The organism is Massilia sp. Masssp94 (genome assembly GCF_059491305.1).
The window spans coordinates 4,643,447-4,657,716 of sequence record NZ_CP168501.1 but is presented as its reverse complement, the minus strand read 5'-3'; the positions used below and the strand labels follow the sequence as shown (position 1 = coordinate 4,657,716).

The 14,270-nt window shown below is 68.4% G+C and carries 7 protein-coding genes; 2 read left to right on the top strand and 5 right to left on the bottom strand.

The window, feature by feature from the left end; translation table 11 throughout:
* Positions 1 to 315: 315 nt before the first annotated feature.
* From ACEN9G_RS20565 to ACEN9G_RS20545, 5 genes are all read right to left on the bottom strand, one after another.
* Positions 316 to 1,098 carry a FecR family protein gene (locus tag ACEN9G_RS20565; RefSeq protein ID WP_413339305.1) on the bottom strand — a complete coding sequence of 261 codons (783 nt, stop codon included), beginning with the start codon at positions 1,096 to 1,098 and terminating at the stop codon, positions 316 to 318.
* Positions 1,064 to 5,137, bottom strand: a complete 4,074-nt coding sequence (locus tag ACEN9G_RS20560) for a two-partner secretion domain-containing protein (protein ID WP_483126898.1) — start codon at positions 5,135 to 5,137, stop codon at positions 1,064 to 1,066. Before ACEN9G_RS20560 ends, ACEN9G_RS20565 begins: the two co-directional genes overlap by 35 nt.
* Before the next feature lie 10 nt (positions 5,138 to 5,147).
* Positions 5,148 to 6,722: a ShlB/FhaC/HecB family hemolysin secretion/activation protein gene (locus ACEN9G_RS20555; RefSeq protein WP_483126897.1), complete on the bottom strand. Its 1,575-nt coding sequence runs from the start codon at positions 6,720 to 6,722 to the stop codon at positions 5,148 to 5,150.
* A gap of 188 nt (positions 6,723 to 6,910) precedes the next feature.
* On the bottom strand, positions 6,911 to 9,139 hold the full coding sequence (locus ACEN9G_RS20550) for a CHASE2 domain-containing protein (RefSeq protein ID WP_483126896.1): 2,229 nt from the start codon (positions 9,137 to 9,139) through the stop codon (positions 6,911 to 6,913).
* Complete coding sequence (locus ACEN9G_RS20545) at positions 9,136 to 10,755, bottom strand: HD domain-containing phosphohydrolase (RefSeq protein ID WP_413337941.1); 1,620 nt, start codon at positions 10,753 to 10,755, stop codon at positions 9,136 to 9,138. The genes ACEN9G_RS20550 and ACEN9G_RS20545 overlap by 4 nt, the downstream gene beginning before the upstream one ends.
* A 211-nt stretch (positions 10,756 to 10,966) precedes the next feature.
* Between ACEN9G_RS20545 and ACEN9G_RS20540 the strand changes: the two genes are divergently transcribed.
* Together ACEN9G_RS20540 and ACEN9G_RS20535 are read left to right on the top strand one after the other, a co-directional pair.
* Positions 10,967 to 11,869, top strand: coding sequence for an MBL fold metallo-hydrolase (locus ACEN9G_RS20540; RefSeq protein ID WP_413337939.1), 903 nt, complete (start codon positions 10,967 to 10,969; stop codon positions 11,867 to 11,869).
* The gene (locus ACEN9G_RS20535; RefSeq protein WP_413337937.1) at positions 11,869 to 14,250 is read left to right on the top strand and encodes a GspE/PulE family protein; all 2,382 of its coding nucleotides are present in this window, start codon (positions 11,869 to 11,871) and stop codon (positions 14,248 to 14,250) included. The genes ACEN9G_RS20540 and ACEN9G_RS20535 overlap by 1 nt, the downstream gene beginning before the upstream one ends.
* Positions 14,251 to 14,270: the final 20 nt, after the last annotated feature.

Sequence of the window (14,270 nt, the reverse complement as noted above, 5' to 3'; positions counted from 1 at the left end):
TCCGGAATAATTTTTACCGTCGAAAATAGGCCCGCCATAGGGAAAAACCGTCGTTCCCGCGAAAGCGGGAACCCATGCTGACGGCTCGAAGTCGACTCTTTGTAGCCAACGAGGTGGAAATGAAGAACGTAGTTAGCATACCCAGTATGGATTCCCGCTTGCGCGGGAATGACGATGCTATTTCTGACGGTTCTTGAAAACAATATTCCGGACATGAGTGCGCGAAGGCGGGGATCCAATTTTGCTGGCATTACCGCAGCGCTTGCAAAATTGGGCCCCTGCCTGCGCAGAGGCGACGTTGTCTGGAAGTCCGGCTTATCGCACGATGCAATCCACCGTATTCTGCTGCGCCGCAGGCCCCTGCGACGCCAGCGGTCCACCCGTACCGATATTGAACGTCGGCGGCGGCGAGAACTTCAGCCCCGGGTTCTGCGGCAGTACGATCGGCGGCGCGCTCATGTTGGGCACGAAGCCGAACTGGCCGGCCTGGAAATGCTGGGCGCCGCCCGGGTTCGTCACGACGATCATGCCGTCCAGGACCGCCACGTGCAGACCCGGCGCCAGGTCGGGCACGAGACCGGGCGTGACCGGCCCCGGCGCCTGCTTCGCCGCGGCCGCGGCTTCGACCCACTGCGCGATGAACGTCGTGCCGCGGATGCCGATCGTGGCCGCCGGCGTCTTGAGCTGGAACTTCTCCTTGTTGCGCTTGCCCAGCAGGCCCGTGATCGAACGCAGGCCGCCCTTCACGAGGCTGAATGCGGCGCTGTCGGCTTCCGGCTTGTCGGCGTCATACGCGAAGTTGTCGATCTTGAAGGTCGTGCCCGGTCGCAGCGTGATCTCGCTGTTGTCGATGAAGCGGATCTGCGCGTAGGTGTTCTTCTCCGCCACGAGCGTGTCGCCGCTCTCCACTTCCGACTTCGCTGCGAGTACCTTGACGGTGCCGTCGGCCTTGCGGTCCATCAGCGGCCCGCTCAGGTGTTCCACGATGCCCACGGCCTGCCCTGCCCATGCCGCGCCTGCGCCGAACAGCAGCACGGCGCACAGCAGGACCCGGGCCAGCGCCTCAATTGCAGTACATTTTGGTCGCAGGTTTTTCATTCTTGACTCCAGATTGTTCCACTTGCGCGAGGCCCGACAGGCGTTCGCCCGGCTTGCCGGCCGCCGCGTCCTTGCCGCTCTTGTCGGCACCGCTGCCGGTGTTAGTGGGCGTCGATGTGTTGATGAGTTGGACGACCGTCTGTACCGCCTGGGCCACCGGCGTGCCCTTCGTGTCCTGGCCGGCGCCGGCGCCGCCGCTGAAGATCACGCAGCTGGCGTCGCCCGGATGCGTGCTGCAGAACGACGCCGTCGGCAGCACGGCCTCGCAGCCCGCCGTGTTCGGCGCCGCCGCGCAGACGGCGAGGCTCGGCAGGCGCACGTCGCAGCCCTGCAGGCTCGGACTGCCGATGCATTGCGCCAGGGTCGGCAGCACGGCGTCGCAGCCGGGCAGCTTGGTATTGCCCTGGCATTGCGTCAGCGTGGGCAGGATGCCGCTGCAGCTCGCATCGTGGGGGTTCGCGAGGCAGGCCTGGAAGCCCAGCGCCAGCACCTGCGTACAACCTTCCAGCGACGGCGTCAGCTTGCACACGTCCAGCTTCGGCAGGATGTCGCCGCAGCCCGCGCCGGACGGATTTGCAAGACAGGCGTCGAACCGGGCGCGCGCCAGCACGGCCGCACAGCCGTAGGCGCTGCCGTCCGCGCGGCACTGGTCCAGCGGCGGCAAGGTCGCCGTGCAGCCCGGCGCCTTCGGATCGGCGATGCAGGCGCTGATGGCGTCGTGTTCCTTGATGACGACGGCGCAGCCATAGGTCGCCGGCGCCGTCTTGCAGACGTCGTACACGGGCAACGTGGTCGTGCAGCCCGGCGCCTTCGGGTCGGCCATGCACGCGGTGATCGCGTCGTGTTCCTTGATGATGGCACCGCAGCCCGGCGCGGTGGGCTGGGCCGAGCACGTCTCGTACGTCGGCATGATCTCGCCGCAGTGCGGGGCGGACGGATTCGCAGTGCAGGCCTGCAGCGCGGCCGCCAGCACGGGAGCGCAGCCGGCCGCGCTGCGGTCGGCGAGGCAGGCGTCGAGTGTCGGCGTTGGCGTCGGGGTCGGCGTCGTCGTGCCATCGTTCGTGGCGATGATGTCGACGTGCGCGCCCGTGACCCTGTTCGGCGCGATCTCCGTGGTGCCTGCCGTGATGGTGACGTTGCCGGTGACCGACATCACGTTGGCGCTGTCGCTGATCTTGAGGACGCCGCCATTGTCGGCGAAGAGGCGCACGTTGCCGCTCGTCGTCGCCACGCGGCCATCGATGGTCAGCGGGCTGTGCGTCGTGAGGCTGATGTCGCCGCTGTTGGTCCGTACTTCGCCGGCGCCGTTGGTCTCGACGAACGCGGGCACGACCATGCCGCCCACGCTGTCGATGGCGATCGCGCCAGCATTGCCCTCACCGTCCTGCACGGCCCGGCGCAGCTCGAGGAAACCCGTGTTGGCGATGTTGATCGGCTGGCTGCCCGTGCCCTGGTTGGACGCCGTCAGGATACCGGTGCTTGTCTTGAGCGGGCTCGTCGTGGTGCCGATGCCGGCGCTGGACTTCAGCGTCAGCGTGCCGGCCTGCAGCAGGCCGCTGCCTGCGATGCCCGCCGCGTCCAGGGTCGCGTCGGCGCCGGTGATGCCGGCATCGAGCGTCAGGAGACCGCCGGTAATGACTTGCACGCTGGCGTTGGGCGCGGCGATGCCGCTCATGCCGTCGACGGTGCCGATGCGCAGGGCGCCCCGGTTCACGACGTGGAACGGGGCGCCGCTCGCACTGCCGGACAGCGTGCCGATCTCGTTGGCGCCGGTGAGAATCACCTGGCCGCCGCGCAGCGCCACGTTGCCCGCCCTGACGGTGCCGCTATTCTGCTCATAGATGCCCGCGGTCGACGTCAACGCCAACGTGCCGGTCGCGCCCAACGCGTCCTTGATCGCCAGCTCGCCGGCGCCCGCATCGAGGGTCAGCTTCGCGCCCGCGAAGCTCGCGGCGCCGTCGACGTCGATGCCGCCCCAGCCGCCGGCCAGCCCGCCGATCGTGAGATCGTTCGTCTGCACATTGGACAGGGCCGCCTGGCCGATCATGAAGCCGTCGGACTGGCCCGTGCCGCCGATGCCGATGTGCGTGCCCGCGCTGTTGGGCTGCAGCGTGACCTTGTCGGCGGACACGGTCGCGCCGATCCCGAGCCAGTCGCCCTGCAGCAGCACGGATTTCGCTGCCTTCACGCTGCCCGCGACGTCGATCCTGCCACCCGGCGCGTACTGGCTCGCGATGAAGCGGCTGGCCGCGTTCGCGGTCAGGTCGACGGGTGCGCCGATATGGATGTCGCCGGCGTTTTCCAGCACCACGTTGGCCGCCGCGGAGAGCGCGCTGTCGACGGACACGGTGCCCTTGTGCGCGCTGTTGCCCACGTTGATCTCGAACAGGTTGCTGCTCAGGCGCTGCAGGGATGCGGCGTCCAGCGCCAGCGCACCCGTGCTGCCCGTCCCCGTGCCGATGCTGATGGCGCGGCCCGGATCGGCCGACGTCAGGGTCAGGATCGGCAACTGGCTGGTGCCTTCGATGCCGCCGGCCAGCGTGATCCGGTCGGCGCTGACATCGATGTAGTTCCCGGTCTTGAGCAGGCCGTTCGCGCCCAGCGTGAACGCATTCTGCGCGCGGAAATCGAGGTCGCCGCCCGCGCTCACCCGGGCGTTGATGCGGATGTCGTTACCCGCCGTCGCGCGTACGCTGGCGGCTGCGTCCAGCGCGTCCGTGACGGTGAGGTCGTGCTCCGCCTGCAGGACCACGTCCGTGCCGGGGGCCGTGAGCGTGGCGGGCGCCAGGCGGGTGACGTCGTCCGTGCCCGCCGTGCCGCCCGCCACGACTTCGATGTCGTACGGGTCCAGCAGCCACGTGCCGTTCTTCCCCTTGCTGCCGGAGGCGTCGACCGCGATGCCGTCCACGTCGAGCACATGGCCCGACGTCTCGACCTTGCCGCCGGCCACGCTGCCGCGTGCCGAGACGACGCCGTGCGCCGCCGTCGCGCCATCCGACCACAGCACGACCTTGCCGCCGCTACCGGCGCTGCCATCCGCGCGGATGACCGCGCCCTTCGCGACCGTGGTGGCCTGCGCACGCATGATACCGCCGCCGCCCTGCCAGCCGCCGCCGACGAGCACCGTGCCGCCATTGCGGCCGCACGCATCCACGCCCGCGCCCGCGGCGATATTCACCTGCTCGCCCAGCACCTGCACCGTGCCGCCGTCCGCGCCCGCGCTACCGGCAGCGCGCGTCACGCTGCCCGCGTCCAGCGCGACCGCGCGGCTCGCTCTCAGGACGACGCGGCCGTTCGCGCCCATGACGGCGCTGTCCGCGTTGACGACGCCGCGCTGGTTCACCAGGGCGCCGTAGATGCCGATGCGGCCGCCCTGCGCGATCACCTGCCCCAGGTTGATGGCCTGTCCGGCCGGCGCGGAAAGCTCCACACGCAGGTCCGGATCGTTCGAATCCACCAGTTGCACGCTGTGGCCCGCCGCGAGGATCACGTCACCGTTCGGTGCCGTGACGATGCCTGTGTTCTCGACATTCGGCGCGATCAGGAAGACCTGGCCGCCGGACGGCGTCGCGATCGTGCCCTCGTTGCGCACGCTGCCCGCGACGGTGCCCGCCTGGAAGCGCTTGCGGCCCGCCTGGAAGTCGGCGTCGCTGATGTTCAGCGTGGAGGCCACGAGACCGTTCACGTCCACGCGCGCCCCCTGGCCGAACAGGATGCCGTTCGGGTTGATCAGGAAGACCTTGCCGTTCGATTGCAGCGCGCCGAGGATCTTCGTCGGGTCCTGGCCCAGCACGCGGTTCAGCACCGCGCTGTCCGCGCTCTGCTGGATGAAGCGCGTGACCTCGCCGGCGCCGATATTGAAACTCTGCCAGTTGATGATCGCGCCGGGCGTGTTCGTGATCGAGAACACGTTGCCCTGCTGGTTGAACGTCGCCTGGCCGGCGACGACCTGCGGCAGCGTGGGCGCGGCGAAACCGGTCGCGCAGTAACACGCCGCAAGCAGCAGCGCACCGAGCCGTCTTTGGATGGAAGAAGTCATGGATGGATCCTCAATACGCCAGCGCCACGCGCACGTGGAGCTTGTTCCTGCTGGTGGCCGCTACCTGGCCCATGTGCAGGCCGTGGCCGTAGTCGAGCTGCACGCTGGCCGCGCGGCCCGCCGAGACGCGCAGGCCGAGGCCCGTGCTGGAGATCGCGGTGCGATGCAGCTCGGCCGGGAGTGCGCGATTGCGCTCGCCCCAGGCCGTGTCGTAGAAGCCGAGCAGGCGGCATTGCCAGCCCGCGCGGCCGCACAGGTCGGGCGTGTACACTTCGATGTTGGAGACGATGCCCGTGTCCGTCGCGAGATCGCGTTCGCCGAAGCCGCGCACGGTCGTCGCGCCGCCGGCGCCGAACTGCTCGCCCGGCACCAGCGCATCGTGCGTCCACTGGCCGTTCAGCAGCACGCGCGTCTGCCAGTCGGCGGCCACGATGCTGGTGAAGGCGGCCGCGAAGCGCACCATGCGGTAGCCGGCCTTGGCGCCGCTGCGCACGGCCGCGAAGTCGTCCGCGCTGCCGCGCGCGCCGCCCGCCACGTTCTGCAGCAGGGCGATCGAGAAATCGGCCTGGCCGTCGGCCGTCGCATGACTGCCGGCCCAGGCGATGCTCAGCGGACGCACGGTGACGTCGTTGCCGAAGTTCTGCGTGCCGAAGACGACGTTGTTGCGGTAGGCCTTGACGTCGAAACCAAGGACGATGCGGCTCTCCAGGTTGCCGCGCTTGGGCAGCACGTGGTTGTAGCGGCCGCCGTAGACCGTGCCCTTGCCGCTCACGGCGAGGTCGAACAGGCCGGCGTTGACGGCGCCCGAGTCGACGTCCGAATAGCTCGCGAACAGGTCGATGGAATCGCCCAGTGCGTACAGCGGCACGTGGTAGCCGGCGGCCCACACGGCCACGCGGTCCGGGCGCTCGGCCGTCGTCGTGTACTGCAGGGTGCCCACGTGGTCGCGGCCCCACAGGTTCGCATGCTGCAGCAGCACGCCCGCGTGGGTCTTGCCGGTGGATTCGGTGCCCGTGTTGTCGGCGTTGAACATCACCTTCCACGGGCGCTCGTCTGCCACCTCGACCTTCGCGTCGACCGCGTCTTCGCCATTCGCGTCGGCACCGGCGAGGCTCAGCTTGACCTTCTTCGCCGGGTTCTCGTTGACGAGCCGGAGGTTGCGCGACACCTCGGCCAGGTTGGGCGTCGCGCCCGGGACCAGCGTGGGCAGGCTCGCGCGCACGTTCGCTTCGGAGAACCAGCGGTTGCCCGTCACCTCGACCTGGCGCACTTTCGTCTGGACGACGTGCAGGCGCACGACGCCGCCATTGAGTTCCTGTTCCGGCAACTGGACGGTGACGACGTTCCAGCCGCGCGCGTGGTACAGCGCCTCGAGCGCTTCCAGCGCGCGCTGGACGTCGCCGAAATCGCGGCCCGTGCCCGTGTACGGCGCGACGGCGGCCTGCACGGCGGCGGCGGGCAGCAGCGTGTTGCCGCTCACGTCGTAGCGGCTGATCTCGAACCGGATCGCATCGTCGGCCCAGGCGGCGCCCACGGCGGCCGCCAGCACCGAGCCCGCGACCAGGCGTGCCAAGCGTAGTTTCATGTTGTGGATGACCATATCGTTATTGTTCTGGCCCATGCATCCCCGGGCCTGCGGCAAGGCCGCCGAAAGGAAAATCTCGTTTGTCACGAGTGTAAAGAGGTTTTCCTTGCCTGAGAGAAAAATAGTTAAAAATAGGAACGCTCCCCCACGGGATGGGGGGAATACCGGACACCAGCGTTGCGCCGGCGCTACTTGGTCTCGAACGTCGTCACGCCATCCCACGCTGCTCCGGGCGGATCCGCACGCCAGTGCGCGATCCGTTCCAGATACAGGGCGTAGAGCGCGCGCTGCGGATGCGCCGCGTGCAGCGCCGCGATCGCGCCTTGCGCGCCATCCCAGTCCTGCGCGCGCACCCTGGCCAGCGCCGCATCCCACGCGGCCAGTTCGTCCAGCACGGCGGGATCGAGATCGGCCGGCTTGCCAAGTGGTTCGAAGATCGCCACCGGCTCGTTCTTGCCCTTTACGCGCACGAGATCCAGTTCGCGGTAGACGAATTCCGGCGCGGCCAGGCGCGTGGCCTCCCCGACCGCGATCCCGACGCCGTACACCTTCGTGATGCCTTCCAGGCGCGAGCCGAGGTTCACCGCGTCGCCCATCACCGTGTACGCGCGGCGGATCGCGGAGCCCATGTCGCCCACGTGCATCAGGCCGGAATTGATGCCGATGCCGATCGCCAGCGGCGGCCAGCCGCGCCGCTGGAAATCCTCGTTCAGGCGCGCCGCGCTGGCCTGCATCAGCAGCGACGTGGCCACCGCGCGGCTCGCGTGGTCGGCGAAGGCGACGGGCGCGCCCCAGAAGGCCATCACGGCGTCGCCGATGTATTTGTCGAGCGTGCCCTGGTGGCTGCCGCGGATGTCCTCGGACATCGCCGTGAGATAGAGATTGATGTACTCGCGCAGCGCCTTCGGCGACAGGCCTTCCGAGATCGTCGTGAAGCCGCGCACGTCGACGAACATCACGGACAGCTCGCGGCTCTCGCCTTCCATCGTATAGGCTTCCGGATTCTCGGCCATCTGCGCAACCAGTTCCGGCGCCACGTATTCGCCGAAGCGCGAGACGAGCGCGCGGCCCTTGCGGTGCTCGAAGAACCAGCCCCACGCCAGGTTCAGCACGAACAGCACGGCGATCAGCAACACGCAGATGAACATGTCCGTCGTCCAGTCGAGCGCGCGGTAGGCGTACCAGTTGAGGCCCACGACGGCCGCGAAGGCGAAGCCGGACGTGAGCACGGCCGCCAGCGGCGCGAGGGCCGGCAGCAGCAGCGACAACGCCAGCCCGACGACGATCACCTGGGCGAACTCGATGCCGGACGCGTAATCGGGATGCGTCTTGTAGTGCTGGTCGAGGATGGACTTGATGACGTTGGCGTGCACCTCGACGCCCGGGTACTCCTTGTTCACGGGCGTGGCGCGCAAGTCCTGCAGGCCGGGCGCCGTCGTCCCCACCAGCACGATCGCGCCCTTCAACACGCGCGGGTCGATCCGCCCCGCCAGCACGTCCGCCGCCGACACGTAGCGGAACGCCCCGCCCTGCGGCCCGCCCGTGCCGCGGAACTGCACGGCCGTGAGCAGGCCCAGGCCGACCGGGATGCGGCGCTTGCCGCGCGTTCCCACCACGCGGATGGCGTCGGCGGCGCCGCTGTCCGCATCGTACTTGCCGAAGTCCGGCGTCATCTTGCCGGCATCCAGGTACACGGCGGCCGTCGCCAGCGCCAGCGACGGGTAGTAGCCCTCGCCGATCTGCTGCATCAGCGAACTGGATCGCACCATGCCGTCGTCGTCGGAGATCACGGTGAAGCTGCCGGCGCCGCGCGCGGCCGCCTGCAGGCGCGCCAGGTTGGCCTCGTAACCGTCGGCGGCGTAGGCGACCAGTTCGCGCCCCTGCAGGTCGGCCGCCGTGAACGCGGGCGCCGGGAGCGCGCCCCGCTTCACCTCGGCCAGGTTATAGCCCAGCACTACGGGCCGCCCCTGCAGCGCCTTGGCGAACAGGCCGTCGTAATCGAGCGCCGGCTGCAGCTGCGCCAGTTGCGCGCGCAGCGCGGGAACGTCCTTCAGCTCGTGCGCCGCCAGGCGGTCCAACACCGCATAGCCGGAACTCGTGTCCGGCTCGGGAAAGGAGATGTCAAAGCCGATCGCGGCGGCGCCATACCGGCCGGCCAGCTGGTCGACCAGCTTCGCCAGCACGTTGCGGCTCCAGGGAAAGCGCCCGACCTCGCCCAGGCTTTTCGTGTCGATGTCGACGATGACGATGCGCGGATCGAGCACCGGCGCCTCCAGGCGCATGCGCAAATCGCCGATGATGGTGTCCTGGCGCGCGATCGCGTGGCTGCTCCAGATGCCCATCACGTACGCCAGCGCGGCCAGCGTGAGCGCCAGCCCGAGCGCCCAGCGCGCGCCGTAGCGGCGCAACAGCTTCACGGCGTATAGCCCGGGATCGCCGCCTCGTCGACGTGATCGATCTGCGACGCATCCAGGTTCTTGCGCGCGAATTTCAGGTACACCTTCTGGCGCACGAAGATGTCGAACAGGTCCGGGTCGATGTGGCCGTTGAGGGCGAACTTGCCCAGGATGTGGAGCGATTCGGACAGGGACTTGCCCTTCTTGTACGGGCGGTCGCGCGCCGTCAGGGCCTCGAAGATGTCGGCGATGGCCATCACGCGCGCCTGCACGGACATCTGCTCGCGCGTGAGGCCGCGCGGATAACCCTTGCCGTCCATGCGCTCGTGGTGGCCGCCGGCGTATTCCGGGACGTTCTTGAGGTGCTTCGGCCAGGGCAGGGATTCGAGCATGCGGATGGTCACGACGATGTGGTTGTTGATGATCTTGCGTTCATCGTCGTTGAGTGTACCAAAGCGCACGGTCAGGTTGCGTACCTCGTCCTCGTCGAGGAAGTCGCGTTCCTGGCCGTCCGTTCCCGTCCACCGGTATGCGGCGATGCGGCGCACGCGCTCCTGGTCGTCGGGCGACATCCCTTCACCGCCGATGTTCGCCTGGCGCAGGAAGTCGCGGTCCGCGCGCAGGCGCGCCTGGTCGGACGCGAGGCGGTCGGCGATCGCGGGGCGGTTCGCCTCGGGCTGGCATTGCTCCTTCAGCGCGCGGATCTCGGCGTCGCGCAGCAGCACCTCGAAGCGCGTATCGATCATGTGGATGCGGTCGAAGATCGTCTCCAGCTTCGTCGCCTTGTCGACGACGTGGACCGGCGTCGTGATCTTGCCGCAGTCGTGCAGCAGGCCGGCCAGCCACAGTTCGCGGCGGTCGCGGTCGCTCATGCGGAACGACGCCATCGGCCCGAGGGGCGTCTCGTGGACGGCCTCGGCCAGCATCATCGTCAGCTCCGGCACGAACTGGCAATGGCGGCCCGTGTACGGCGATTTTTCGTCGATGCCGATGTTGATCAGGTTGACGAGGGCTTCCAGCAGCTGCTCCATCTGCACGACGAGCTGCTGGTTCGTGAGCGCGACGGCCGCCTGCGCCGCCAGCGCCTCGATGAAGCGCTGGTCGGTATCGGAGAACGCGCCGATCTCGCCGGTGTCCCGGTCCTTCGCGTTGATCAGCTGGAGCACGCCGAGCAGTTCGCCCTCGTGGTTCGTCATCGGCACCGTCAGGATCGACTTGGACCGGTAGCCGAACGTCTGGTCGAACGAACGCATGCCCGAGAAGTTGAAGACGTCGGCCTTGTACACGTCGGCGATGTTCACGGACTGGTGGAAGTTGGCCGCATAGGCCGCCACCGACGCGAGGTTCTTGTTGCCGTGCTGGTCGTACAGGGGAATCGGCGGCAGGTCGATCGACACACCGCTGGCACCGCCCTGGTACATCTCCAGCGTGTCGTTCAGCAAGATGTGGAAGCACAGGCTGCGCTCGTCGCTGCTCGGGCGGTACAGCGTGCCGCCGTCCGCATGCGTCATGCTCTTGGCGACCTTCAGGATGCGGTCGAGGAAGGTGCCGATGTCATGGCCGTCGCCGAGGGCGACGCTGACCTCCGTGAGCAGGTCGAGGCGCTCTACGATATTGGCCGGGGTGAGCTCTTGCATGTGATGTATCGCCACATTAATTGCCGCTGTGAAATTCTACCACAGTGTAACGTCATTACGCCCTGCTGTACACCAACCGATGCATAATTGCAAATTCCAGATAACCAGTTACAAATAAACGTTATGATCTGACCTATATTGCAACGGTGCTGGCCTGGCCGCGACAAAAAAACAGAGCAGACGACGAGGCTGCACAGCAAGGGGAGTCCTAATGAAATTCAGATTCTGGGGAGTACGCGGATCGATCCCGGCCCCCGGGCCGCGTACCGTGCGCTACGGCGGCAACACCACGTGCATCGAGGTGCGCGGCGACGACGGCACCCTCGTGGTGCTGGACGCCGGCACGGGGATCTACGCGCTCGCCCAGGACCTGATGCGCCGGCGCGCGGAAGACGGCGTGCCCGTACGCGCCAACATCTTCATCACGCACAGCCATTGGGACCACATCCACGGCCTGCCCTTCTTCACGCCGCTGTTCGTGAAGGGCACGCGGGTCTGCCTGCACGGCGCCCACGATCCCGTCACCGGCCAGGGCATCGAGCATGTGATGGGCGTGCAGCTGCAGAACAGCTACTTCCCCGTCAGCGAGGAGCGGATGGACGCCACCATCGACTACCGGACCCTGGACACCGGCGTGCCGCACGCCGTGGGCGACATGGTCGTGCACAACGTCGTGATGAACCACCCCGTGACGAACCTGGGCTACCGCGTCGAATGCAACGGCCGCGCCATGTTCTTCACGGGCGACCACGAACCGTTCTTCAATCCGCACGCCCCCGCCAGCGCGGACTACGACGCGGCCCAGCGCGAGATCGAGCGGCGCGAGCGCGAGATCGAACACGCGATGGAAGGGGTCGACGCGCTCGTCGCCGACTGCTCGTACACGCTCGAGGAATATCCCGCCAAGCAGGGCTGGGGCCACGGCACGTTCGACGGCGCCATCGCGCTGGCGCTGAAGGTCGGCGCGCGCAGCCTGTACTGCACCCACCACGAGCCGACCCGCTCGGACGACGATCTGGAAACCGTGTTCGCGCAGGCCGTCGCGCGCTGGCGCGACCGGTTGAACGGCCTCGCCGTGACGCTCGCTTACGAAGGCCTGGAAGTGGAACTCTGATGAGCGACGACTTCGTGGAACAGCGCAAGGGAGACCGGCGCGCGCCCGACGACACGGCGCGGCGCCTGGACTTCCAGCGCCGCCTGCAGGCGATCACCACGCGGATCCACGCCACCGCCAACCTGGACCAGATCATGCTCGACCTGGGCCAGGATTTCTGCGACCTGTTCGATGCCGACCGCTTTACCCTGTACGCCGTCACGCCGGCGCAGGACGCCCTCGTCGCCAAGGTCAAGACCGGCTTGTCCGAAATCCGCCACCTGCAGCTGCCGATCGGCCCCGGCTCCATCGCCGGCTTCGCGGCGCTGGCGCGCGCGACCGTCAACATCGCCGACGTCTACGACGACGCCGAACTGCGGCGCCTGGCTCCCACGCTGCGCTTCCAGCGCGGCGTCGACCAGCGCACGGGCTACCGCACGCGCGAGATGCTGGCGGCGCCGCTGATCGACGCAGGCGGCGCGCTGCTCGGCGTCATCCAGTTCATCAACCACCGCGCCGGCGGCCCGTTCCCCCAGTTGTGCCTGGACGGCGTGAAGCAGTTGTGCGACACCCTGGCCGTCGCGTTCAGCCAGCGCCTGCGCGCCCCGCTGCCGCGCGGCCGCTACGATGCCCTCGTCACGCGCGCGGTCCTCGCCGTGCAGGAACTGGAACTGGCCACGCGCCTCGCGCGCGAGCGCGATGCCGACATCGAGGACGTGCTGTTGTCCGACTTCCACCTGAAGCCGGCCCAGATCGGCGAGGCGTTGGCGGCATACTGCGGCCTGCCCTACGAACCGTTCCGCGCCGAGCGTGTAAAACCCGTCGAGCTGCTGCGCAACCTGAAGCCGCAATACGCGCTCGAACACGGCTGGCTGCCGCTGGAAGATGGCCCCGACGGCCTCGTGCTGATGGCGCTGGACCCGGAACGCGTGGCGGCCAGCCACATCGCCGCGCAGGTGTTCGGCCGCGCGCGCATCGCGTGGCGCGTGACGACCCGCCACGACCTGCGCCAGACCGTGGCCCAGTTCTTCGGCGGCGCGGTGGCCGACGACACGAGCGTGGGCGAACTGCTGTCGCACCTGGACGAGGACGGCGATCCGGACGAGGAGACGGAGGGCGGCAGCACCGAAGTCTCGGCCGCCGTCGAGAACGAACTGGTGAAGCTGCTGAACCGGATCATCGTCGACGCGCACCGCCAGGGCGCGTCCGACATCCACATCGAGCCGCAGCCGGGCCGCGGCAAGACGGGCATCCGCTTCCGCAAGGACGGCGTACTGGTGCCGTACATCGAGATCCCGTCCAGCTACCGCAACGCCCTCATCGCGCGCGTAAAAATCATGTGCGACCTCGACATCTCCGAGCGGCGCAAGCCGCAGGACGGCAAGATCCGCTTCCGCAAGTACGGCCCGCTCGACATCGAGCTGCGTGTGGCGACGATCCCGTCCAGCGGCGGCGTCGAGGACGTCGTGATGCGCATCCTGCAGGCCGGCGAACCGATCCCGCTCGACAGCCTGGGCATCCGGCCGCACAACCTGGCGCGCCTGAAGGCCGCCGTCGCCAAGCCATACGGCCTGTTCTTCGTGTGCGGGCCGACCGGCTCGGGCAAGACGACGACCCTGCACTCGATCCTCGCGCACCTGAACACGCCGGAGACCAAGATCTGGACGGCCGAGGACCCGGTCGAGATCACCCAGAAGGGCCTGCGCCAGGTGCAGGTCAACCGCAAGACGGGCCTCGACTTCGCCACCGTCATGCGCGCTTTCCTGCGCGCCGATCCGGACGTGATCATGGTCGGCGAGATGCGCGACCGCGAGACCGTCAGCACGGGCATCGAAGCCTCGCTGACGGGCCACCTCGTGTTCTCGACCCTGCACACGAACAGCGCGCCGGAATCGGTCGTGCGCCTGCTCGACATGGGCATGGACCCATTCAATTTTGCCGACGCCCTGCTGGGCATCCTGGCGCAGCGCCTGGCGCGCCGCCTGTGCACCGCGTGCCGCCAGCCCTACCGCCCGGACGACGCCGAGGTGGAGACGCTGCTCGACGAGTACTGCGAAGAGCTGCGCGGCCAGGCCTCGTACAAGACGGACCCGCAGGCCGCGCGCGCGGCCGTACTGGCCGGCTGGCGCCAGCGCCACGGCGACGCCACGGGACGTTTCACGTTGTACCGCGCCGTGGGCTGCGCCGAGTGCAACAAGGGATACCGCGGGCGCGTCGGCCTGCATGAACTGATGCTGGGCAGCGAGCGAATCAAGCGCCTGCTGACCGAGCACGCGCGCGTGGCCGACCTGCTCGCGGCCGCGCTGGAGGACGGGATGCTGACCCTGAAAATGGACGGCATCGAGAAGATCCTGGGCGGCGTCACCGACATCAAGATGGTGCGTGCCGTCTGCATCAAATGACCTGCCAACCGCAACTCACC